General features: G+C 67.5%; 21 protein-coding genes. 18 read left to right on the forward strand and 3 right to left on the reverse strand.

The genetic code is table 11. The features are described from left to right. Window positions 1-12 precede the first annotated feature (12 nt). Genes A7U43_RS22265 through A7U43_RS22335 form a run of 15 tightly spaced genes read left to right on the forward strand, consistent with a single transcriptional unit; the run spans window position 13 to window position 15991 of the window. Window positions 13-387 carry an NADH-quinone oxidoreductase subunit A gene (locus A7U43_RS22265; protein ID WP_067999460.1) on the forward strand — a complete coding sequence of 125 codons (375 nt, stop codon included), beginning with the start codon at window positions 13-15 and terminating at the stop codon, window positions 385-387. Then, window positions 378-935 (forward strand): NuoB/complex I 20 kDa subunit family protein, encoded by a 558-nt coding sequence (locus tag A7U43_RS22270; RefSeq protein WP_067999462.1) that lies wholly within the window; start codon window positions 378-380, stop codon window positions 933-935. Before A7U43_RS22265 ends, A7U43_RS22270 begins: the two co-directional genes overlap by 10 nt. Beyond that, window positions 932-1603 (forward strand): NADH-quinone oxidoreductase subunit C, encoded by a 672-nt coding sequence (locus A7U43_RS22275; RefSeq protein ID WP_067999464.1) that lies wholly within the window; start codon window positions 932-934, stop codon window positions 1601-1603. Before A7U43_RS22270 ends, A7U43_RS22275 begins: the two co-directional genes overlap by 4 nt. Continuing rightward, window positions 1603-2904 (forward strand): NADH dehydrogenase (quinone) subunit D, encoded by a 1302-nt coding sequence (gene nuoD / locus A7U43_RS22280; RefSeq protein ID WP_067999466.1) that lies wholly within the window; start codon window positions 1603-1605, stop codon window positions 2902-2904. The genes A7U43_RS22275 and nuoD overlap by 1 nt, the downstream gene beginning before the upstream one ends. After that, the gene (gene nuoE / locus A7U43_RS22285) at window positions 2901-3683 is read left to right on the forward strand and encodes an NADH-quinone oxidoreductase subunit NuoE (protein ID WP_067999468.1); all 783 of its coding nucleotides are present in this window, start codon (window positions 2901-2903) and stop codon (window positions 3681-3683) included. Before nuoD ends, nuoE begins: the two co-directional genes overlap by 4 nt. Further along, complete coding sequence (gene nuoF / locus A7U43_RS22290; RefSeq protein ID WP_067999470.1) at window positions 3680-4960, forward strand: NADH-quinone oxidoreductase subunit NuoF; 1281 nt, start codon at window positions 3680-3682, stop codon at window positions 4958-4960. The genes nuoE and nuoF overlap by 4 nt, the downstream gene beginning before the upstream one ends. After that, window positions 4957-7332 carry an NADH-quinone oxidoreductase subunit G gene (locus A7U43_RS22295; RefSeq protein ID WP_067999471.1) on the forward strand — a complete coding sequence of 792 codons (2376 nt, stop codon included), beginning with the start codon at window positions 4957-4959 and terminating at the stop codon, window positions 7330-7332. Before nuoF ends, A7U43_RS22295 begins: the two co-directional genes overlap by 4 nt. Window positions 7333-7360: 28 nt before the next feature. Next, a complete protein-coding gene (gene nuoH / locus A7U43_RS22300; RefSeq protein ID WP_067999474.1) occupies window positions 7361-8611 on the forward strand; it encodes an NADH-quinone oxidoreductase subunit NuoH in 1251 nt (416 codons plus the stop codon). Further along, window positions 8604-9140 carry an NADH-quinone oxidoreductase subunit NuoI gene (gene nuoI / locus A7U43_RS22305; protein WP_067999476.1) on the forward strand — a complete coding sequence of 179 codons (537 nt, stop codon included), beginning with the start codon at window positions 8604-8606 and terminating at the stop codon, window positions 9138-9140. Before nuoH ends, nuoI begins: the two co-directional genes overlap by 8 nt. After that, window positions 9140-9916 (forward strand): NADH-quinone oxidoreductase subunit J, encoded by a 777-nt coding sequence (locus tag A7U43_RS22310; protein ID WP_067999478.1) that lies wholly within the window; start codon window positions 9140-9142, stop codon window positions 9914-9916. The genes nuoI and A7U43_RS22310 overlap by 1 nt, the downstream gene beginning before the upstream one ends. Then, entirely contained in the window at window positions 9913-10212 is a 300-nt protein-coding gene (gene nuoK / locus A7U43_RS22315; RefSeq protein WP_067999480.1) for an NADH-quinone oxidoreductase subunit NuoK, read from the forward strand. The genes A7U43_RS22310 and nuoK overlap by 4 nt, the downstream gene beginning before the upstream one ends. Next, the gene (nuoL, locus tag A7U43_RS22320; protein ID WP_067999482.1) at window positions 10212-12098 is read left to right on the forward strand and encodes an NADH-quinone oxidoreductase subunit L; all 1887 of its coding nucleotides are present in this window, start codon (window positions 10212-10214) and stop codon (window positions 12096-12098) included. The genes nuoK and nuoL overlap by 1 nt, the downstream gene beginning before the upstream one ends. 38 nt (window positions 12099-12136) lie before the next feature. Beyond that, window positions 12137-13651, forward strand: a complete 1515-nt coding sequence (locus tag A7U43_RS22325) for an NADH-quinone oxidoreductase subunit M (protein ID WP_068003440.1) — start codon at window positions 12137-12139, stop codon at window positions 13649-13651. After that, complete coding sequence (gene nuoN, locus A7U43_RS22330; protein ID WP_067999486.1) at window positions 13648-15210, forward strand: NADH-quinone oxidoreductase subunit NuoN; 1563 nt, start codon at window positions 13648-13650, stop codon at window positions 15208-15210. Before A7U43_RS22325 ends, nuoN begins: the two co-directional genes overlap by 4 nt. A 16-nt stretch (window positions 15211-15226) precedes the next feature. After that, window positions 15227-15991 (forward strand): enoyl-CoA hydratase, encoded by a 765-nt coding sequence (locus A7U43_RS22335; RefSeq protein ID WP_067999488.1) that lies wholly within the window; start codon window positions 15227-15229, stop codon window positions 15989-15991. 72 nt (window positions 15992-16063) lie between these two features. Here A7U43_RS22335 and A7U43_RS22340 read toward each other — a convergent pair whose 3' ends face one another. Next, window positions 16064-16660, reverse strand: coding sequence for a TetR/AcrR family transcriptional regulator (locus A7U43_RS22340; protein ID WP_067999489.1), 597 nt, complete (start codon window positions 16658-16660; stop codon window positions 16064-16066). Window positions 16661-16703: 43 nt separating this feature from the next. Between A7U43_RS22340 and A7U43_RS22345 the strand changes: the two genes are divergently transcribed. Further along, window positions 16704-17834 carry a phosphotransferase family protein gene (locus A7U43_RS22345; RefSeq protein WP_067999490.1) on the forward strand — a complete coding sequence of 377 codons (1131 nt, stop codon included), beginning with the start codon at window positions 16704-16706 and terminating at the stop codon, window positions 17832-17834. An 11-nt stretch (window positions 17835-17845) separates the two neighbouring features. Then, the gene (locus tag A7U43_RS22350) at window positions 17846-18949 is read left to right on the forward strand and encodes an Rv3169 family protein (protein ID WP_197500089.1); all 1104 of its coding nucleotides are present in this window, start codon (window positions 17846-17848) and stop codon (window positions 18947-18949) included. 96 nt (window positions 18950-19045) lie between these two features. Here the strand turns inward: A7U43_RS22350 and A7U43_RS22355 are convergent, their stop codons facing one another. Further along, window positions 19046-19411, reverse strand: coding sequence for a DUF4345 domain-containing protein (locus A7U43_RS22355; RefSeq protein WP_231963388.1), 366 nt, complete (start codon window positions 19409-19411; stop codon window positions 19046-19048). A 34-nt stretch (window positions 19412-19445) separates the two neighbouring features. Between A7U43_RS22355 and A7U43_RS22360 the strand changes: the two genes are divergently transcribed. Further along, window positions 19446-20201 carry a helix-turn-helix domain-containing protein gene (locus A7U43_RS22360; RefSeq protein WP_067999497.1) on the forward strand — a complete coding sequence of 252 codons (756 nt, stop codon included), beginning with the start codon at window positions 19446-19448 and terminating at the stop codon, window positions 20199-20201. Window positions 20202-20204: 3 nt separating this feature from the next. On the opposite strand, the gene A7U43_RS22365 is transcribed toward A7U43_RS22360, so the two are convergent. After that, a complete protein-coding gene (locus A7U43_RS22365; RefSeq protein ID WP_067999499.1) occupies window positions 20205-21770 on the reverse strand; it encodes a flavin-containing monooxygenase in 1566 nt (521 codons plus the stop codon). Window positions 21771-21791 lie beyond the last annotated feature (21 nt).

A 21791-nucleotide genomic window follows, 5' to 3' on the forward strand; every position in this document is an offset into this window, starting at 1 on the left:
GTTGACACAGGCATGAACGTCTATACACCCATCCTGGTGCTCGGGGCGATCGCTGCCGTCTTCGCGATCGGCTCGGTGGGCATTGCCACCTTCGTCGGGCCGCGCCGCTACAACCGGGCGAAACTGGAAGCCTACGAATGCGGGATCGAACCGCTGCTGCCCGCCGAGGACGCCAAGCTCGCCACCGGCCAGCGATTCCCGGTGAAGTACTACCTGACCGCAATGTTGTTCATCATCTTCGACATCGAGATCGTGTTCCTCTACCCGTGGGCGGTGTCGTTCGACTCACTGGGGCTCTTCGCCGTGGTCGAGATGCTGCTGTTCATGCTGACCGTCTTTGTGGCCTACACCTACGTCTGGCGCCGGGGAGGGCTGTCATGGGACTAGAGGAACAACTGCCCGGCGGGATCCTGCTCTCCACCGTCGAGAAGGTTGCCGGCTACGTCCGGAAAGGCTCGTTGTGGCCGGCCACGTTCGGGTTGGCATGCTGCGCCATCGAGATGATGGCGACCGCCGGCCCACGGTTCGACATCTCCCGCTTCGGCATGGAACGGTTCTCCGCGACACCGCGGCAGGCCGACCTGATGATCGTTGCAGGGCGGGTCAGCCAGAAGATGGCACCGGTGCTACGCCAAGTCTACGACCAGATGGCAGAACCGAAATGGGTACTGGCCATGGGTGTCTGCGCATCGTCGGGCGGCATGTTCAACAACTACGCGGTGGTTCAGGGGGTCGACCACGTGGTCCCGGTGGACATCTATCTGCCCGGCTGCCCACCGCGACCGGAGATGCTGCTGAACGCGATACTCAAACTGCACGCCAAGATCGCCGAGATGCCGCTCGGGGTGAACCGCGCCGAGGCCGTCGCCGCCGCCGAGCAGGCCGCGTTGGCCTCCCCGACGACGATAGAGCTGACCGGGTTGCTGCGCTCATGACCGACGATTCCGATGTGGAAGTCATCGGTACCCGCCGCGGCATGTTCGGGGTCACCGGCACCGGCGACACCTCGGGTTACGGACGGCTGGTTCGCGAGGTCACCCTCCCGGGGAGCTCCCCGCGGCCCTACGGCGGCTACTTCGACGCCATCGTCGACGCCTTGATCGCCGCCCTCGGTCCCGACAGCTTCACCGCCGCCGTCGAACGTGTGGTGGTGTTCCGCGACGAGCTGACACTGGAGGTGCGGCGCGAGCACCTGCCGACGGTGGCCCAGGCCTTGCGGGACGACCCCGCACTGAGATTCGAACTCTGTCTGGGTGTTTCGGGGGTGCACTACCCCCACGAACTCGACCGCGAGTTGCACGCGGTGTATCCGCTGATGTCCATCACCCACAATCGGCGGTTGCGGGTCGAAGTCGCCGCACCGGACACCGATCCGCACATCCCTTCTCTGTTCCCGATCTATCCGACCACCGACTGGCACGAACGGGAAACCTACGACTTCTTCGGGATCATCTTCGACGGGCACCCGTCGCTGACCCGTATCGAGATGCCCGATGACTGGGTGGGACATCCGCAACGCAAGGACTACCCGCTGGGCGGCATACCCGTCGAGTACCACGGTGCGCAGATACCGCCGCCGGATGAGCGGAGGTCCTACAACTGATGTCGGCGCACAACTCCCCGCCCGTGGTCATGGTCGGCGGTCAGGACTGGGATGCGGTGGTGGCGGCTGCTCGCGAGCACGCCGGCGAGCGCATCGTGGTCAACATGGGGCCGCAGCACCCGTCCACCCACGGCGTACTGCGTCTCATCCTGGAGATCGAAGGCGAGACCATCACCGAGGCCCGCTGCGGAATCGGCTACCTGCACACCGGAATCGAGAAGAACCTCGAGTACCGGAACTGGACTCAGGGTGTCACCTTCGTGACCCGGATGGACTACCTGTCCCCGTTCTTCAACGAGACCGCCTACTGCCTGGGCGTGGAGAAGCTGCTCGGCGTCACCGATGACATCCCCGAACGAGCCAGCGTCATCCGTGTCATGCTGATGGAACTCAACCGGATCTCCAGCCACCTGGTCGCACTGGCCACCGGAGGTATGGAGCTGGGCGCCATGTCGGCCATGTTCTTCGGCTTCCGCGAACGCGAGCTGGTGCTGAGCATGTTCGAGACCATCACCGGGTTGCGGATGAACCACGCCTACATCCGGCCGGGCGGATTGGCCGCCGATCTGCCCGACGAGGCGATGGCCCAGCTGCGCGAACTGCTCGACGCGCTGCCCCAGGGACTGCGGGATCTGGAGAAACTGCTGCGGGAGAACTACATCTGGAAGGCCCGCACCCAGGGCATCGGGTACCTGGACCTGACCGGATGCATGGCGCTGGGTATCACCGGGCCGGTGCTGCGGTCCACCGGTCTGCCCCATGACCTGCGCCGGGCGCAGCCCTACTGCGGGTATGAGACCTACGACTTCGAGGTCTGCACCGACGACGGCTGTGATGCCTACGGTCGCTATCTGATTCGCGTCGACGAGATGAAAGAGTCGCTGAAGATCGTCGAGCAGTGCGTCGCCCGGTTGAAGCCGGGGCCGGTGATGTTGACCGACAAGAAGCTCGCCTGGCCCGCGGATCTCAAGGTCGGCCCGGACGGGCTGGGCAACTCCAAGGAGCACATCGCGAAGATCATGGGCTCCTCCATGGAGGCCCTGATCCATCACTTCAAGCTGGTCACCGAGGGCATCCGGGTGCCCGCCGGCCAGGTGTACGTCGCCGTCGAGTCCCCCCGGGGCGAGCTCGGCGTGCACATGGTCAGCGACGGCGGCACTCGACCGTACCGCGTGCACTACCGCGACCCCTCGTTCACCAATCTGCAGGCGGTGGCCGCGATGTGTGAGGGCGGCATGGTCGCCGACGCCATTTCCGCGGTGGCCTCGATCGACCCGGTCATGGGAGGTGTGGACAGGTGACACTCATCGAACTCCAACTCGGGCAGCGGCCCGACGAATCCGGTCCCCCGATCAGCGCTGGGCCCCAGGCCTATTCGGACGACGTGACCGAGCGGCTGTCCGCCGACGCCGAGCAGATCATCGCCCGCTACCCGGTGGCGCGGTCAGCGCTGCTGCCGCTGCTGCACCTGGTGCAGGCTCAGGACGGCTATCTCACCCCGGCGGGCGTCGGGTTCTGCGCCGCACAGCTGGGCCTCACCCCTGCCGAGGTCACCGCCGTCGCCACGTTCTACTCGATGTACCGGCGCACCCCCACCGGCGACTACCTGGTCGGGGTGTGCACCAATACGCTGTGCGCGGTCATGGGGGGCGACGCCATTCTTGAGGTGCTGCAGGACCATCTCGGGGTGCATGCCGGTGAGACCACCGCCGACGGCAAGGTCACCCTCGAGCACATCGAGTGCAACGCCGCCTGCGATTACGCGCCGGTGGTGATGGTCAACTGGGAGTTCTTCGACAACCAAACCCCTTCGTCGGCACGGCAACTCGTCGACGAGTTGCGTGCGGGCCGCACCGTCAACCCGTCGCGCGGCGCACCGCTGTGCACATTCACCCAGACCGCACGCATCCTCGCCGGATTCCCCGATCAGCGGCCCGGCGCAAATGACGGTGCACCCGGTGAGGCGAGCCTGGCCGGTCTGCGCATCGCCCACGAACGCGGTATGACCGCACCCGCGGTCGGCGAGCCCGCGCAGGCACCGCCGGCTGTGCCTGCGCCGAAGGACGGGGACCACCCGTGACGCTCACCCCGGTTCTCAGCGCGCACTGGGACGACGCCGACTCCTGGACCCTGGACGGCTACCGGCGCCACGGTGGATACCAGGCCTTGCAGATCGCGCTGGCCATGAACCCCGATGACCTCATCGCCCTCGTCAAGGATGCCGGTCTGCGTGGACGTGGTGGTGCGGGCTTCCCCACCGGCCAGAAGTGGTCGTTCATCAACCAGAACGATCCCAAACCCAAGTATCTCGTGATCAACGCCGACGAGTCGGAACCCGGTACCTGCAAAGACATTCCGCTGATGATGGCCAACCCGCACGTGCTGGTCGAGGGTGCGATCATCGCCGCGCACGCCATCCGCGCCGAGCACGCCTTCATCTACCTGCGCGGCGAGGTGGTGCCGGTGCTGCGCAGACTTCAGGGAGCCGTTGCCGAAGCCTACGCGGCGGGCTACCTGGGAGCGGGCGTCGACCTTGTCGTACACGCCGGCGCGGGTGCCTATATCTGCGGTGAGGAGACCGCGCTGCTGGACTCCCTGGAGGGGCGTCGCGGCCAACCCCGCCTGCGCCCACCGTTCCCCGCGGTGGCCGGGCTGTACGCCTGCCCGACGGTGGTGAACAACGTCGAGTCCATCGCCAGCGTGCCCGCCATCGTGCGCGGCGGGATCGACTGGTTCACATCGATGGGTTCGGACAAGTCACCCGGATTCACGCTGTACTCGCTGTCGGGTCACGTCACCCGACCCGGGCAGTACGAAGCACCGCTCGGCGTCACGCTGCGCGAACTCCTCGAGCTGGCCGGCGGGGTGCGGGCCGGGCACCAGCTGAAGTTCTGGACCCCCGGCGGATCGTCGACCCCGCTGCTGACCCCGGAACACCTCGACGTGCCACTGGATTACGAGGGGGTGGCCGGGGCGGGCTCGATGTTGGGCACCAAGGCGCTGCAGATCTTCGACGAGACCACCTGCGTGGTGCGCGCGGTCCGGCGGTGGACACAGTTCTACGCCCACGAGTCGTGCGGGAAGTGCACCCCGTGCCGTGAGGGCACGTACTGGCTGGCGCAGATCTACGAACGACTCGAAGACGGCACCGGCCGCCGCGACGATATCGACAAGCTGCTCGATATCTCCGACGCCATCCTCGGCAAGTCGTTCTGCGCCCTCGGTGACGGCGCCGCCAGCCCGATCATCTCGTCGGTCAAGTACTTCCGCGATGAGTACCTGGCGCACCTGGGTGCCGGGTGCCCGTTCGACCCGCACGCGTCGACCCTGTTCGCCGTGGAAGGAGCGGGCGCATGACGATCGCCGAACCGGCCAGGGAGACCGCCGGAGTCGAGATGGTGTCGTTGAGCATCGACGGCCACCAGATCAGTGTGCCGAAGGGCACCCTGTTGATCCGGGCCGCCGAGCTGATGGGGATCCAGATCCCTCGGTTCTGCGACCACCCGCTGCTGGACCCGGTCGGCGCCTGCCGGCAGTGCCTGGTCGAAGTGGAAGGTCAGCGCAAGCCGCTGGCGTCGTGCACCGCGACGGTCACCCCCGACATGGTGGTGCGCACCCAACTGACCTCCGAGATCGCCGACAAGGCGCAACACGGCGTGATGGAACTGCTGTTGATCAACCATCCGTTGGACTGCCCGGTGTGCGACAAGGGCGGTGAATGCCCGCTGCAGAACCAGGCAATGTCCAACGGGCGCACAGACTCCCGATTCGACGACGTCAAGCGCACCTTCCCCAAGCCCATCAACCTGTCCACCCAGGTGCTACTGGACCGGGAGCGTTGTGTGCTGTGCGCCCGATGCACCCGGTTCGCCAATCAGATCGCCGGCGACCCGTTCATCGAGCTGCTGGAACGCGGTGCGCTGCAACAGGTCGGCATCGCCGACGGCGAGGCGTTCGACTCCTACTACTCCGGTAACACCGTGCAGATCTGTCCGGTCGGCGCCCTCACCGGGGCGGCCTACCGGTTCCGGGCCCGGCCCTTCGACCTGGTGTCCGCGCCGAGTGTCTGCGAACACTGCGCCTCCGGATGCGCCCAACGCACCGATCATCGCCGCGGAAAGGTGCTGCGGCGCTTGGCCGGCGACGACCCGGAGGTCAACGAGGAATGGAACTGCGACAAGGGCCGCTGGGCGTTCACCTACGCCCGTCAGGCGGATCGCATCACCACACCCCTGGTCCGCGATCCCGACGGCAGCCAGCGTCCGGCGTCGTGGTCGGAGGCGGTCGCGATCGCGGTGCGCGGCCTGACCGCCGCCGCCGGGCGGGCCGGCGTCCTGGTCGGGGGACGGGCCACCGTGGAGGACGCCTACGGCTACGCCAAGTTCGCCCGGATCATGTTGAACACCAACGATATCGACTTCCGCAGTAGAGTGCACTCGGCCGAAGAGGCCGAATTCCTGGCCCACGCGATCGCCGGGCTGTCCCAGTCGGTGAGCTACGCCGATATCGAAGCCGCGCCCGCGGTACTGCTGGCAGGTTTCGAGCCCGAAGAGGAATCCCCGATCGTCTTCCTGCGGCTGCGCAAGGCCTTCCGCAAGCGCGGCCTATCGGTGCTGTCGGTCGCCCCGTTCGCGACCCGCGGGCTGCACAAGTTGGGTGGCCGCCTCATCCCGGCCGTACCGGGCGGGGAGGCCGCGGCGCTGGACGGTCTGCACGGCGATCTCCCGCCCGATGCGCTCATCCTGGTCGGCGAACGCCTCGCCGGCTCCCCCGGCGCCTACTCCGCGGCCGTGCGGCTGGCCGCCGCCACGGGCGCCCGGCTGGGGTGGGTGCCGCGCCGCGCCGGAGATCGCGGCGCGCTGGAAGCCGGTGCCACGCCGAATCTGCTGCCCGGCGGCCGCCCGATCGGGGACGCCGCCGCCCGCGCCGAGGTGGCGGCGGCCTGGAACGTGCAAGACCTGCCGGCCCGGCCCGGCCGCGACACCGGCGGAATTCTCGCCGCCGCCGCCTCCGGCGATATCCAGGCACTTCTGGTCGGCGGCGTCGACGTCTACGACCTTCCCGATCCGGAGGCGGCGATGGCCGCCCTGGACGCCACACCGTTTCTGGTCAGCCTGGAGTTACGACGCAGCGCCGTCACCGATCGTGCCGATGTGGTGTTCCCAGTGGCCCCGGTGGCCGAGAAGTCGGGCACCTACGTGAACTGGGAAGGTCGGCACCGTCCGTTCCCGGCGGCATTGCCGCCGGCCGCCACCGCCGATATGCGCGTGCTGGCCGCCCTGGCCGACGAGGTCGGCGTCGACCTGCGGTTGACCGACGCCGCCACGGTGCGCGCCGATATCGGCGCGCTGGGCAGCTGGCAGGGCCCACGTGCCTCCGCCCCCACCGTCGCGGCGGCGGAGGCTGCCCGACCCGGACCCGGCGAAGCCGTGTTGGCCGGCTGGCGGATGCTGCTCGACGAGGGACGGTTGCAGGACGGGGAACCGCATCTGGCGGGCACCGCCCGGCCCGTCGTGGCCCGGCTGTCCGCGACCACAGCCGCCGAGATCGGTTGCCTCGACGGTGATCCGGTGCGTGTCAGCACGGACCGTGGTGAGCTGACGGCGCCGGTGTCGGTGACCGAGATGCCCGACCGGGTGCTCTGGCTGCCGCTGAACTCCGCCGGCTGCCGGGTGCACCGCACGCTGGGCGTCACGCTGGGCGCCACCGTCCGGATCGAGCCGGCATGAACCGGCGAGACGCGAGGCGGGATCACCGATGACCATGCCCGATCTGAGCTCGTTCGGCCACGACCCGTGGTGGTTGATGCTGGCCAAGTGCCTGGCGATTTTCGTGTTCCTGGTGCTCACCGTGCTGGTGGCGATCCTCGCCGAACGGAAGATCCTGGGCCGCATGCAGATGCGATTCGGCCCCAACCGGGTCGGGCCGTTCGGCCTGCTGCAAAGCCTCGCCGACGGCGTCAAGCTCGCCCTCAAGGAGGGGCTCATCCCGGCCGGTGTCGACAAGCCGATCTACCTGATGGCTCCGGTGATCGCCGTCATCCCGGCCATCATGGCATTCGCGGTCATCCCGATGGGTGGGCTGGTATCGGTCTTCGGGCACACCACCGCGCTGCAACTGACGGACCTTCCGGTGGCGGTGCTCTACGTGCTGGCGGTCACCTCGGTCGGGGTCTACGGGATCGTCCTGGCCGGCTGGGCATCCGGATCGACCTATCCCCTGCTGGGCGGGCTGCGCTCCAGCGCGCAGGTGGTCTCCTACGAGATCGCGATGGCGCTGTCCTTCGTCGCGGTGTTCCTCTACGCCGGCACCATGTCCACCTCCGGCATCGTCGCGGCCCAGCACGGCACCTGGTTCGTGTTCCTGCTGCTGCCGTCGTTCCTGGTCTACGTGACCTCCATGGTCGGCGAGACCAACCGCGCACCGTTCGACCTCCCGGAAGCCGAGGGCGAACTGGTCGGTGGATTCCACACCGAATACTCCTCACTGAAGTTCGCGATGTTCATGCTCGCCGAATACATCAACATGACGACGGTCTCGGCGCTGGCGACCACGATGTTCTTCGGCGGGTGGCAGGCGCCGTTCCCGTTCAGCATGATCGAGGGAGCCAACTCGGGCTGGTGGCCGTTGCTGTGGTTCGTGGCGAAGGTGTGGGCCTTCCTGTTCCTGTTCATGTGGTTGCGAGCCACCCTGCCCCGGCTGCGCTACGACCAGTTCATGGCGCTGGGCTGGAAGCTGCTCATCCCGGCCTCGCTGGCCTGGATCGTCATCGTCGCGATCACCCGGACGCTGCGCGGGCCGGACGCTCCGGTGTGGGTGGCCGTGGTGGTCAGTGTGGGCGCCGCGGCGGCGGGGGCGCTGGTGCTGATGACTCGCCGTTCGTTGCGGCGCCACGCCATCCCCACGTTCACCCTGCCCGCGGATCCGGGCGCGGTCAGCGTCTACCCGATCCCCCCGATACCCGGTACTACGCGACGCAACGAACCAAGGGAGCACTCAGATGTCTAAGGTCGGGGATGCGTTGGCCGGGTTCGGCGTCACGTTCAAGGCGATGTTCAAGAAGCCGATCACCGAGCAGTATCCCGAGCAGCCCGGCCCCGTCGCGGCGCGCTATCACGGCAGGCACCAACTCAACCGGTACCCCGACGGGCTGGAGAAGTGCATCGGTTGTGAGCTGTGTGCCTGGGCCTGCCCAGCGGACGCCATCTACGTCGAAGGGGCGGATAACACCGAGCTGCAACGGTTCTCACCGGGCGAGCGGTACGGGCAGGTGTATCAGATCAACTACCTCCGGTGCATCGGATGCGGATTGTGCATCGAGGCCTGCCCGACCAGGGCGCTCACCATGACGAACGACTACGAGATGGCCGATGACAACCGCGCGGATCTGATCTACGGCAAGGACAAGTTGCTCGCCCCGCTGGCCGCGGACATGACCGCGCCCCCGCATGCGATGGCGGCGGGTAGCACCGACGAGGACTACTACCGCGGCAACATCAACGCCCTCGGGCTGATTCAGCAGCCGGAGACGGCCTGATGACCCCGGACATCGTGGCGGCCGCGATCGACGGTGCGACGCTGGCCCGCACCTCGACCACCGAGGCGGTGCTGTTCTGGATCCTGGGCGCGGTGATCGTGGGCAGCGCGCTCGGGGTGGTCACCGCGACCAAGGCGGTGTACTCGGCGATCTTTCTGGCCATCACCATGATCAACCTGGCGGTGCTCTACATCGCGCAGGACGCGGTGTTCCTCGGGGTGGTGCAGATCGTCGTCTACACCGGCGCGGTGATGATGCTGTTCCTGTTCGTGCTGATGCTCATCGGCGTCGACTCCTCGGAGTCATTGGTGGAAACGATCCGCGGGCAACGCATCTCGGCGATCGTCGTCGGTGTCGGGTTCGGCATCTTGCTGATCGGGGCGATCGGCAACGCGGTCGTCAGTAGGTCGGCGGACGGATTCGCCGGGCTCGAGCAGGCCAACGCGGCCGGCAACGTCGAGGGCCTGGCAGTGCTGATCTTCACCCGCTACGTGTGGGCCTTCGAGTTGACCAGCGCGTTGCTGATCACCGCGACGCTGGGCGCGATGGTGCTGGCCCACCGGGAGCGGTTCGACCGCCGCAAGACCCAGCGAGAGCTGGCCGCCGAACGCTTCGCACCGGGCGGGCACCCCACGCCGATGCCCAATCCCGGTGTCTACGCCCGGCACAACGCCGTCGACGTGCCGGCGCGACTTCCCGACGGGACCGGCGCGCGCACGTCGGTCAGCTCGGTACTGGTGCCACGTGGTCACCTCAGAACCGGGGATGACCGATGAACCCGGCGAACTACCTGTTCCTGTCGGCGCTGCTGTTCACCATCGGTGCTGCCGGAGTGCTGCTGCGCCGCAACGCCATCGTCATGTTCATGTGCGTCGAGCTCATGCTCAACGCCGCCAACCTGGCGTTCGTGACGTTCTCCCGGATGCACGGGCAGCTGGACGGTCAGGTGGTCGCCTTCTTCACCATGGTGGTCGCGGCCTGTGAGGTGGTGGTCGGGCTGGCCATCATCATGGCCATCTTCCGGGCGCGACGCTCGGCGTCGGTCGACGGCGCCAGTCTGCTGAGGCACTAGTGGACAATCTCACCTGGCTGCTGATAGCCCTGCCACTGGCCGGGGCGGCATTGCTGCTGCTCGGTGGCCGGGCCACCGATGCCTGGGGGCACCTGCTCGGGCTGGCCGCCGCCGTCGCGTCATTCGTGGTTGCGGTCGTGCTGTTCGGCCGGCTGCTCGGGCGCCCCGCGGATGACCGGACGCTGCACCAGACGGTGTTCTCCTGGGTGCCGGCCGGCGATTTGCGCGTCGACTTCGGGCTACAGGTCGACCAGTTGTCCATCTGCTTCGTGCTGCTGATCACCGGCGTCGGGTCGCTGATCCACCTGTACTCGGTCGGGTACATGTCCCACGACCCCGGCCGTCGCCGGTTTTTCGGCTACCTGAACCTGTTCGTGGCGGCGATGCTGCTCCTCGTGCTGGCCGACAACTATCTGGGCCTGTACATGGGGTGGGAAGGTGTCGGCCTGGCCTCCTACCTGCTGATCGGGTTCTGGTCGCACAAGCCGAGCGCTGCCACCGCGGCCAAGAAGGCGTTCGTGGTCAACCGGGTCGGCGATATCGGGCTGGCGGTCGCGCTGATGGTGATGTTCGCCGCCACCGGAACCGTCTCGTACTCCGGTGTTTTCGCCGCCGCGCCGCAACTGTCCGGCGGCACGCTGAACGCCATCGGGTTGTTGCTGCTGCTGGCCGCGTGCGGCAAATCCGCCCAGGTGCCGCTGCAGTCCTGGCTGGGCGACGCGATGGAGGGCCCGACCCCGGTCTCCGCGCTGATCCACGCCGCCACCATGGTGACCGCCGGTGTGTACCTCATCGTGCGCTCCGGCCCGGTGTTCAACCTGGCCCCCGAAGCCCAGACCGCGGTCGCCGTCGTCGGCGCCGTCACCCTGCTGTTCGGGGCGATCATCGGCTGCGCGAAGGACGACATCAAGAAGGCCCTCGCGGCGTCGACGATGAGCCAGATCGGGTACATGGTGCTCGCCGCCGGACTGGGGCCGGCCGGGTACGCCATCGCCATCATGCATCTGCTCACCCACGGGTTCTTCAAGGCCGGGTTGTTCCTGGGCGCCGGCTCGGTCATGCACGCGATGGACGACGAGACCGATATGCGCCGGTACGGCGGGTTGCGTGCCGTCATGCCGATCACCTTTGTCACGTTCGGGCTGGGCTACCTCGCGATCATCGGGGTACCGCCGTTCTCCGGTTTCTTCTCCAAGGACGCGATCATCGAAACCGCCTTCGCCGCGGGCGGAGCCAAGGGCCTACTGTTGGGCGGCGCGACGCTGCTCGGCGCGGGTATCACCGCGTTCTACATGACGCGGGTGATGCTGATGACGTTCTTCGGCGAACGGCGTTGGAAGCCCGACCAGCATCCGCACGAGTCCCCAGGGATCATGACCGCGCCGATGGTCATCCTGGCCCTCGGATCCGTCGGCGCCGGTGCGCTGCTGGCCCTCGGCGGCACGCTGGTGCACTGGCTGGACCCCGTGGTGAACCCGGCCGGCGCGGAGCTTCACCACGTCGTCCCGGTCTGGGTGATGACCACCATCACGCTGTCGGTGGTCGCGATCGGTGTCGGTATCGCCTATCGCATGTACGCCACCCGGGCGATTCCCGAGATCGCGCCCGCGGGGTCCGCGCTGACCGTGGCCGCCCGTCACGACCTGTACGGCGACGCGTTCAACGAACGGGTACTGATGCGTCCGGGTGCGCAGTTCACCGCGGGGCTGGTGGAACTCGACGATGACGTGGTGGAGGGGGTGACCCGGGGCCTGGCCGCGGGTGTGGCGGACGCATCGCAGCGGATGCGGCAGTGGCAGAACGGGTTCGCCCGGTCCTACGCGTTGTCCATGCTGGCCGGCACGGTCCTGGTGATCGGCGCGATTCTGGTGGTGAGGGTCTGGTGAACGGGATCGGCTTGCTGACCGCGCTGTGGGTGGTGCCGATGGTCGGCGCGGTGGTGGTGATCCTGCTGCCGTCCAAGGCATCCGCGCGGTATACCGCGCTGGCGATCTCGCTGCTGGTCCTGGTGCTGACCGTGGTGCTGGCGCTGCGCTTCGATCCGGCCGGGCCACAGTTCCAGTTCGTCGAGGACTATCCGTGGATCCCGACGTTCGGCACCGGCTACATCCTGGGCCTGGACGGGATCGCGCTGGCCCTGGTGGTGCTGACGGCGGTGCTGGTGCCGCTGCTGATCGTGGCCGGCTGGAACGACGGGGGTGACCGGAGCTTCGGAAAGCGGTCCACGCAGAGCTACCTTGCGCTGACGCTGGCCGTCGAAGCCATGGTGCTGATCTCACTGATGGCGCTGGACGTGCTGCTGTTCTACGTGTTCTTCGAGGCGATGCTGATCCCGATGTACTTCCTCATCGGCGGGTTCGGCGGCGCCGGACGGTCCAAGGCGGCGGTGAAGTTCCTGCTGTACAACCTGTTCGGCGGGCTGGTCATGCTGGCCGCCGTCATCGGCCTCTACGTGGTGACGGCGAGCAGCGGGGTATTCGCGTCCGGCACCTTCGACTTCCGGGCCATCGTGGCGGCGGTCGCCGACGGCGACCTGGCCATCGACCCGGCGCTGCTGAACGCGTTGTTCCTCGGTTTCATGTTCGCGTTCGCGGTGAAGGCACCGCTGTGGCCGTTCCACCGCTGGCTGCCCGACGCCGCCGTCGAATCCACCCCGGCGACCGCGGTGCTGATGATGGCCGTCGTCGACAAGGTCGGGACGTTCGGCATGCTGCGCTACTGCCTGCAGCTGTTCCCCGACGCGGCGAAGTACTTCCAGCCGCTGATCATCACGCTGGCCGTCATCGGGATCGTCTACGGCGCTGTCGTCGCGATCGGCCAGACCGATGTGATGCGGCTGATCGCCTACACCTCGATATCGCATTTCGGTTTCATCATCCTGGGCATCTTCGCGATGACCAGCCAGGGCCAGGCGGGCTCGACGCTGTACATGGTCAATCACGGCATCTCCACCGCGGCGCTGTTCCTGATCGCCGGATTCCTGGTGTCGCGCAGAGGGACCCGGCTCATCGCGGACTTCGGTGGCGTGCAGCGGGTCGCGCCGGTGCTGGCGGGCACCTTCCTGGTCGCCGGCCTGGCCACCCTGTCGTTGCCCGGGCTGGCACCGTTCATCAGCGAGTTCCTGGTCCTGATCGGCACGTTCACCCGGTTCCCGGTGCTCGCGGTCGTCGCGGCCAGCGCACTGGTGCTGTCGGCGATCTACATCCTGTGGGCCTATCAGCGGATGATGACCGGGCCGGTCACCGCGGGCAACGAATCGGTGCGTGACCTGATACCGCGGGAGCTGATCGTGGTGGCCCCGCTGATCGCCCTGCTGGTGGTGCTCGGGGTGTATCCGAAACCGGCACTCGATGTCATCAACCCGGCGGTCACGCACACGCTGACCACCATCGACGTCCAAGACCCGGCACCCGCCACGGCGGAAGGGCCCGCGCGATGACCATCGAGGCACCGTCCGTCGAATACGGCCAGCTCGCACCGGTTCTCATCGTGCTGGGCGTCGCGGTGCTCGGTGTGCTGGTCGAGGCGTTCCTGCCGCGGCACGCCCGCTACGGTACCCAGCTGCTGCTGGCCCTCGGCGGCCAGCTGGCCGCAATGGGGGCGGTGATCTGGGTGCACATCGATCTGGGTGGCTCGCCGGGCGATATCGCCGCGGAGGGTTCGCTCGTCGTGGACCGCCCCGCGTTGTTCCTGCAGGGTCTGCTGTTGTTGATCGGCATCCTCGGGGTGCTGCTGATCGCCGAGCGTCGGATCGGCGCCGGGAGTGCGCAGGGCCTGGACGCGTTCACCCCGCAGGCTGCCGCGGTGCCGGGCAGCCTCGCCGAGAAGGTGGCCGTCAAAGCCGTTGTCGCGCAAACGGAGATCTTCCCGCTGACGATGTTCGCGCTCGGGGGCATGATGCTGTTCCCGGCTTCCAATGACCTGCTGACCATGTTCGTCGCCCTGGAGGTGCTGTCGCTGCCGCTGTACCTGATGTGTGGTCTGGCCCGGCGCCGCCGCCTGGTGTCCCAGGAAGCCGCGCTGAAGTACTTCCTGCTGGGTGCGTTCTCCTCGGCCTTCTTCCTGTATGGAGTCGCGCTGCTGTACGGGTATTCCGGTGGGTTCGGGCTCGACGATATCGCCACCGCCGTGGCGGCCGATCGCGACGGAGCCGCGCTGGCGTTGACCGGAGCCGGGTTGGTGGCCGTCGGGATCCTGTTCAAAGTCGGTGCGGTGCCGTTCCATTCCTGGATTCCCGACGTCTATCAGGGTGCCCCCACCCCGGTCACCGCATTCATGGCGGCCGCCACCAAGATCGCCGCGTTCGGCGCCATGCTGCGCATCTTCTATGTCGCGCTGCCCGGACTGGCCGACGACTGGCGGCCGATGCTGTGGGTGATCGCGATCGTCACGATGGTGGTCGGCACCATCACCGCCGTATCCCAGAACGATGTCAAACGGATGCTGGCGTACTCCTCGATCGCGCACACCGGGTTCATCCTCACCGGCGTCATCGCGCTGAACGGAGCCGGGGTCGCGGCGACGTTGTTCTATCTGTTCGCCTACGGCTTCAGCACGCTGGGTGCCTTCGCGCTGGCCGGGTTGGTGCGCGGCGCCGACGGCGAGGAGGCGAGCGCGTTGACTCGGTGGGCCGGTCTGGGCCGGCGTTATCCGGTGGTGGGCGTGGTGTTTTCGCTGTATCTGCTTGCCTTCGCCGGTATCCCCCTGACCAGCGGATTCGTCAGCAAGTTCGCGGTGTTCAAGGCGGCCGCCGAGGGTGGGGCCGGGCCCCTGGTGATCGTCGGTGTCATCGCCAGCGCGGTGGCCGCCTACTTCTACGTGCGGGTGATCGTGCTGATGTTCTTCACCGAGCCACCCGAGGACGGTCCGGTCGTCGTGGTGCCGAGTGTGCTGACCACGGGTGTCATCACCGTGACGGCCGCCGTCACCTTCGCCCTCGGCGCGCTCCCCCAGCCGCTGCTGGATCTGGTGAACCAGGCACAGCAGTTCGTCGGTTGAGACTAGCTTCGCAAGGATGAGTGTCGTTCTCTGCACCAACCATGGTGCCGTGCGGATGTTGACCCTGAACCGTCCGCAGGCCCGCAACGCCCTGAGTCACGAGGTGATCCGCGCGCTCTATGCGGCGCTGAAGGCTGCCGATGCCGACGAGCAGGTCCGCGCGGTGGTGCTCACCGGCACCGATCCGGCGTTCTGCGCCGGCGTCGACCTCAAGGAAGCGGCCCGCGACGGGTTGACGTACTTCGAAGAGTTCCGCTCCCAGAGTTGCATTACCGCCGTCCGCGAGATGCGCACCCCGATCATCGGCGCCATCAATGGCGCCACCTTCACCGGCGGGTTGGAGATCGCGCTGGGCTGCGATTTTCTGATCGCCTCCGAGCGCGCGGTGTTCGCCGATACCCACGCCCGGGTGGGCATCCTGCCCGGCGGCGGGATGACCGCGCGACTGCCTCAGGTGGTCGGCCTGGCGATGGCCCGGCGGATGTCGATGACCGGCGAGGTGATCGACGCGGCCCGCGCCGAACGGATCGGGCTGGTCACCGAGGTCGTCGCGCATGAGCGGCTGCTGGAGCGCGCGCTGGAACTGGCCGAGTCGGTCGCCGAGGTGCCGGGCCCGACCATGCTCGGGCTCAAACAGATCTACACCGAGGGTGCCGCGGCGGTGATCGATCCGGCGCTGGCCGCCGAGGCGCGCATCGCGTACGCCCAGCACCGGGACTTCGAGGGGCTCGGAGACCGGTTCCGCACGGTATCGCAGCGCAACAAGAGCCAGATCACCTAGCCGCCGAAACAGCATTCCGGCGGGCCGTCACTCGCACTTTCCCGTCCGGAATGCTGTTTCGGCGGAAATGGCTCAGCGGATGACGCCGTGCACCACGATCGCGGTGGTTTGGTCGACCCACTGGTCGTCGAGGTCCTGGCCGGGGGTGAGCAGCATGCGCAGCAGGGTGGCGCCGCCGATCAGTTCGATGAGCCGATCCGGGTCGACCTCGGGGTGTACCTCGCCGCGCTCCACGGCCCGCTGCAGCCGGAGCCGCACCACCTCGAACAACCCGGTGAACCGGCCCATCACCCGGTCGTTGAGGTCCGGGTCGGCGGCCATATCGGCGATCACCCCGGGCAGCGCCGCGCGCACCACCGGACTGGTGAACACGGCGCCGGCGGCCGCGATCATCTCGCGGACATCGCCGGCAATATCGCCCTCGGGCGTGCCCAGTGCGGTCGGCGCGGTGGGAAACGCCGCCTCGTGCACCAGTTCGGCCTTGCTGGACCAGCGCCGGTACAGGGCGGTCTTGGTGGTGCCCGCCCGTTCGGCGACGGCGGCCATGGTCAGGTTCGAATAGCCGATCTGCACAAGAAGATCCGATGTCGCCGTGAGGATGGCAGCATCGATGCGAGGGTCACGGGGCCGGCCGGCACCCTTGTCAACCTGTGGTATCTCTGCTTTCATAACGCTACCCACCGTATCGTAATTCGGGCCGGAAGGAACAACCGTGTCGAACGAACCGGCTGTCGAAGACGTCAGCCGCCTCCAGCATTCCAGTCGCGACACCGAAACCCTGCCCGCGCAATTGTCGCAGTGGCTGGCCACGGTGCTGCCCGAACGCGGCGCACCGCAGGTCAGCATCGAGAACGGCGTCGACGCCAACGGTATGTCCTCGGAGACCATCCTGCTCACCGCGCGCTGGGGTGACGACGAGCAGCGCCTGGTCGCCCGGGTGGCCCCCACCTCCGGCGACGTGCCCGTGTTCTCCTCCTACCGGCTGGACCATCAGTTCGAGCTGATGCGCCTGATCGAGGAGCTCACCGACGTCCCGGTCCCCCGGGTGCGCTGGATCGACGACGGCGGCGAGGTTCTCGGCACGCCGTTCTTCCTGATGGACCGCGTCGACGGGGACGTGCCACCCGATGTGATGCCCTACACCTTCGGCGGCAACTGGTTCGCCGACGCCGCACCGGAACGCCAGCGCGAGCTGCAGGACGCCACGGTGGAGGTGCTGGCGAAGCTGCACGCCATTCCCGATGCGGCACAGCGGTTCTCGTTCCTCACCGAGGTCGACCCGCCCGGCGACACCCCGTTGCACCGGCATTTCGGCTGGCTCAAGCAGTGGTACGAGTTCGCGGTTCCCGACATCGGCCGGTCGCCACTGGTCGAGCGGGCACTGGCGTGGCTGGAGGAGCACTTCCCCACCGATGTCGCGGCCTCGGCACCGGTACTGACCTGGGGCGACTCCCGTGTCGGCAACGTGCTGTACAGAGACTTCCGGCCGGTCGCGGTGCTCGATTGGGAGATGGCCACCGTTGGGCCGCGTGAGCTGGACGTATCGTGGATCATCTTCGCCCACATGGTGTTCCAGGAGCTTGCCGGCCTGGCCGGGCTGCCCGGACTCCCGGAGGTGTTGCGTGAGGACGATGTGCGCGCCACCTACGAACGGCTCACCGGCGCCACACTGGGCGACCTGCACTGGTTCTACATCTACTCGGCGGTGATCTGGTGCTGCGTGTTCATGCGCACCACCGCCCGCCGCGTGCACTTCGGGGAGATGGACCAACCCGAGGATGTCGAGTCCACCTTCTACCACGCATCACTGTTACAGCGGTTGCTGCAAGATGAGGAGTCCTAGTGCTCGGACCGATGGATGAGTTTCCGGTACACCAAGTTCCGCAGCCCATCGCGTGGCCGGGATCCTCGGACCGGAACTTCTACGACCGTTCGTATTTCAACGCCCACGACCGCACCGGCGACATCTTCGTCATCACCGGCATCGGCTACTACCCGAATCTCGGTGTCAAAGACGCCTTCCTCTTGGTACGCCGCGGGGATGTCCAGACGGCGGTGCACCTGTCCGACGCGCTCGATCAGGACCGGCTCAACCAGCACGTCGACGGCTACCGGGTCGAGGTCACCGACCCGCTGCACAGTCTGCGGATCACCATGGCCGAGACCGAGGGTATCGCCGCCGATCTCACCTGGACCGGGCTGTTCGACGTCGTACAGGAGCAACGCCACCTGATGCGCCAAGGCAACCGGGTGACCCTGGATGCCCAGCGTTTCGCCCAGTTGGGCTCCTGGAGTGGGCATCTGGAGATCGACGGGGAACGCATCGCGGTGAACCCGGACACCTGGATCGGGTCCCGCGACCGGTCCTGGGGGATCCGCCCGATCGGTGAGGCCGAGCCCGCCGGACGTCCCGCCGATCCCCCGTTCGAGGGCATGTGGTGGTTGTACGTGCCGATCGCCTTCGACGACTACTCGATCGTGATCATCATCCAGGAGGCCCCGGACGGGTTCCGCTCACTCAACGACTGCACCCGGATCTTCAAGGACGGCCGCGTCGAACAACTCGGCTGGCCGCGGGTGAAGATCCACTACCGTTCGGGGACCCGCATCCCGACTGGCGCCACCATCGTGACCAACACGGCCACCGGGTCCGAATTGCGCTTTGAGGTGGAATCCAAACTGCCGGTGCCCATCCACGTCGGCGGCGGGTATGGCGGCGACGCGGACTGGATCCATGGCGTGTGGAAAGGCGAGAAGTTCACCGAGCGGCTCACCTACGACATGACCGACCCGGCGATCATCGGGCGGGCCGGGTTCGGCGTCATCGACCATGTGGGACGGGCGGTCTGCACCGAGGGCGACAAGGACCCGGTGCAGGGCTGGGGCTTGTTCGAGCACGGCGCGCTGGGCAGGCATGACCCCTCCGGGTTCGCCGACTGGCTCACCGTCGCCCCTTGATTCACTGCCGCGAGCTCCCGTGAGCTCCCGTGAGCAGACACAAATGGCCGCTTTTATGGCCACTTTTGCGGCCATTTGCGTCTGTTCGCGGAGGAACTAGGCCACCCAGAACAGCGCGGCGGCGGCCACCGCCTCCACCAGGCAGTAGAACCAGTTGGGGTAGAAGGACGTCCGGTCACCCAGCACCGCCGACGCGACCCGGCCCACAGCCATGCCGGCCAGCGCCGCAGCGACGGTGATCAGGACCCCGGTGCGCACCGACGCCGGCGCGGTCATCGCCCAGCCGAGTACACCGGCGATGGCCAGACCGAAACCGCCATACACGGCCCGCACCTCGGCACGCTGCACATCCGTGCCCAGGGTGAACCCGAACGGGCGCAACATCATCGCCGGCGCCGCCAGCGCGTACACACCCATGCCGAGGAAGAACATCCCGACGATGGCGATCACGGTGGGGACCACGGTAGCCTCCTGCTCAGTTGACGAGGAGACCAGCATGCCGCCGCGAGCACCCGCTCCGCTTCCACAAACCTGCTATCCGGCGGTGTGGTTGTGGCCGGGTCAGGCGTTGTACTCCGGCCCCGCGCTCGGCTTGCAGCCGCACTCCGGGTCGGTGTGGTGTCTGGCCGTCGGCGTGGACGGCCCGCTGACGGTACGGGTCGGCGCGCAACGCATCCAGGCCCGTACCGCGCTGATCCCGCCCCGGCTCACCCACCACCTGAGCATGACCGGGCCCCTGGTGTCGTGTTACCTGGACCCGGCCTCGGCGCGCGCCGCCGCGTGCCGCGCACAGTTCGACGAGTTCTGCGGGGACATCGGGGTGCAGCACACCGCAGAGGTCGAGCTGTTCACCCCGCCCACCGACGATGTCGGGGCGCTGCGCTGGTTGGAGCGGGCCGCACCGTCGGATGTCCAGCAGCTCGACTCGCGAATCGCGCGGGCCGCCAAGCAGGTTCGCGATGACACGGCGGCCGCCGTGTCGGCCGCCGAGCTCGCCGCGTCGGTGGGGCTGTCCGAATCCCGGTTCCTGCATCTGTTCCGCCAGGAGATCGGGTGCAGCCTGCGCCGCTACCGACTGTGGAGCCGACTGATGTGCGCCGGGGCCGAGATCGCCGCCGGGCACAACCTCACGACCGCCGCGGCGCAGGCCGGGTTCGCCAGCCCGTCACATCTGGCCGACCGGTTCAAGACGACGTTCGGACTGTCGGCCACGCAACTCCTCGCGACGGGCCTGACGATCCGGACGCCCTGAGCATCAGCCCGCGACGGTGCGCAAACTCTGGTCAGCGGGCGGCGTGTCCGCCTCCGACACGCACGCTCGCGGGGAAGTTGCGGCGGCCTGGACCCGGCCGAACACCATCGACTCCTCGATCCGGTCGAAGCGGTGCTCGACGATATCCAGCGCATAGTTGTGCCGCACGTTCCACGGCCGGCGGGTACCCGATCTGGGCAATGCGTGCGGGGACCGTTTGACATACCCGGCGTCGAGATCGAACGTCGGCTTCTCCGGCATCGACTCCGAGCCGAGATGCGGGTAGGCATGCGTGTATCCGTGGGAATCCATGTACGCCAACAGTTTCGCCACCGCACGGGCGGTCATGTCGGCACGCAACGTCCAGGACGCGTTGGTGTAGCCGATGCACCACGCCATATTCGGCACGTCCTCGAGCAGGTACTCCTTGTAGACGAAGCGGTCCGCGGGATCGATCCGTTTGCCGTCCACCTTGATCTCGATACCGCCGAGGGACTGCAGTTGCAACCCGGTGGCGGTGACGATGATGTCGGCGTCGATCCGCCCGCCCGAGGCCAGCACGATGCCTTTCTCGTCGATGCGCTCGATATGGTCGGTCACCACGTCGGCGCGTCCGGCGCTGATGTCTTCGAACAGATCTCCGTCGAGCACCAGACACATCCGCTGGTCCCAGGGGTTGTAGCGCGGTTTGAAGTGGACGTCGACGGGATAGCCGGGGGGCAGTTCGGCGGTGTTTGCCCGGCGGATCAGCCCGCGTCCCACCTTGGGTGCCTTGCGGAAGAACATGTACAGCAGGAAGTGATACCAGGCGTTGCGGAACCGGACGACCTGGTGAGCAATCCTGCGTGGCAACATCTTCCGGACAGCCTGCATCGGCTTCGGCACCGCGGGCATGGACATCATGTACGTCGGTGAACGCTGCAGCATGGTGACGTGCCCGGCCGTGTCGGCCAGTGCGGGCACCAGGCTGACGGCGGTGGCGCCGCTGCCGATCACGACGACCCGCTTACCGGCGTAATCGAGGTCCTCTGGCCAGAACTGCGGATGGACGACGGTCCCGGAGAACGTCTCGATACCGGGAAAGTCCGGGGTGTACGCCTGGTCGTAGTTGTAGTAGCCGGTGCCGAAGAACAGGAACCGGCACCGGTAGGTGACCTCGGCACCATGGGTTTCCGCGTGCACGGTCCAGGTATCGGTCGTGGAATCCCAGTCCGCCGCCGATACCCGGGTGTCGAACCGGATATGCCGGTCGATGCCGTATTTGTGCGCCGCCGTGGTGAGGTACTCGCGGATATCGGCGCCGTCGGCGACATGCTCGCGACGGGTCCACGGTTCGTAGGGATAGCTGAGGGTGAAGATATCGCTGTCGGAACGGATGCCCGGATACCGGAACAGATCCCAGGTCCCACCGATGCGCTGCCTGCGCTCCAGGATGGTGTAACTCGACCCGGGGTTGCGCTGCTGGATGCGGTAGGCGGCGTTGATGCCCGAGATGCCCGCTCCGATGATCAGAACATCGCTGAACTGCGGCTCCGCGGCGTCCTGTGGTGCGCCCTGCTCATCGGCCATCGGACAACCTCCTCGTGGTCC

It is taken from the genome of Mycobacterium adipatum (assembly GCF_001644575.1).
GTDB lineage: Bacteria > Actinomycetota > Actinomycetes > Mycobacteriales > Mycobacteriaceae > Mycobacterium > Mycobacterium adipatum.

Excerpts from the sequence above, each read along its gene's own strand:
- A7U43_RS22265 (WP_067999460.1), top strand. The coding sequence starts at position 13 with ATGAACGTCTATACACCCATCCTGGTGCTCGGGGCGATCGCTGCCGTC.
- A7U43_RS22270 (WP_067999462.1), top strand. The coding sequence starts at position 378 with ATGGGACTAGAGGAACAACTGCCCGGCGGGATCCTGCTCTCCACCGTC.
- A7U43_RS22275 (WP_067999464.1), top strand. The coding sequence starts at position 932 with ATGACCGACGATTCCGATGTGGAAGTCATCGGTACCCGCCGCGGCATG.
- nuoD (WP_067999466.1), top strand. The coding sequence starts at position 1,603 with ATGTCGGCGCACAACTCCCCGCCCGTGGTCATGGTCGGCGGTCAGGAC.
- A7U43_RS22295 (WP_067999471.1), top strand. The coding sequence starts at position 4,957 with ATGACGATCGCCGAACCGGCCAGGGAGACCGCCGGAGTCGAGATGGTG.
- nuoH (WP_067999474.1), top strand. The coding sequence starts at position 7,361 with ATGACCATGCCCGATCTGAGCTCGTTCGGCCACGACCCGTGGTGGTTG.
- nuoI (WP_067999476.1), top strand. The coding sequence starts at position 8,604 with ATGTCTAAGGTCGGGGATGCGTTGGCCGGGTTCGGCGTCACGTTCAAG.
- A7U43_RS22310 (WP_067999478.1), top strand. The coding sequence starts at position 9,140 with ATGACCCCGGACATCGTGGCGGCCGCGATCGACGGTGCGACGCTGGCC.
- nuoK (WP_067999480.1), top strand. The coding sequence starts at position 9,913 with ATGAACCCGGCGAACTACCTGTTCCTGTCGGCGCTGCTGTTCACCATC.
- A7U43_RS22325 (WP_068003440.1), top strand. The coding sequence starts at position 12,137 with ATGGTCGGCGCGGTGGTGGTGATCCTGCTGCCGTCCAAGGCATCCGCG.
- nuoN (WP_067999486.1), top strand. The coding sequence starts at position 13,648 with ATGACCATCGAGGCACCGTCCGTCGAATACGGCCAGCTCGCACCGGTT.
- A7U43_RS22335 (WP_067999488.1), top strand. The coding sequence starts at position 15,227 with ATGAGTGTCGTTCTCTGCACCAACCATGGTGCCGTGCGGATGTTGACC.
- A7U43_RS22340 (WP_067999489.1), bottom strand. The coding sequence starts at position 16,660 with ATGAAAGCAGAGATACCACAGGTTGACAAGGGTGCCGGCCGGCCCCGT.
- A7U43_RS22350 (WP_197500089.1), top strand. The coding sequence starts at position 17,846 with ATGGATGAGTTTCCGGTACACCAAGTTCCGCAGCCCATCGCGTGGCCG.
- A7U43_RS22360 (WP_067999497.1), top strand. The coding sequence starts at position 19,446 with ATGCCGCCGCGAGCACCCGCTCCGCTTCCACAAACCTGCTATCCGGCG.
- A7U43_RS22365 (WP_067999499.1), bottom strand. The coding sequence starts at position 21,770 with ATGGCCGATGAGCAGGGCGCACCACAGGACGCCGCGGAGCCGCAGTTC.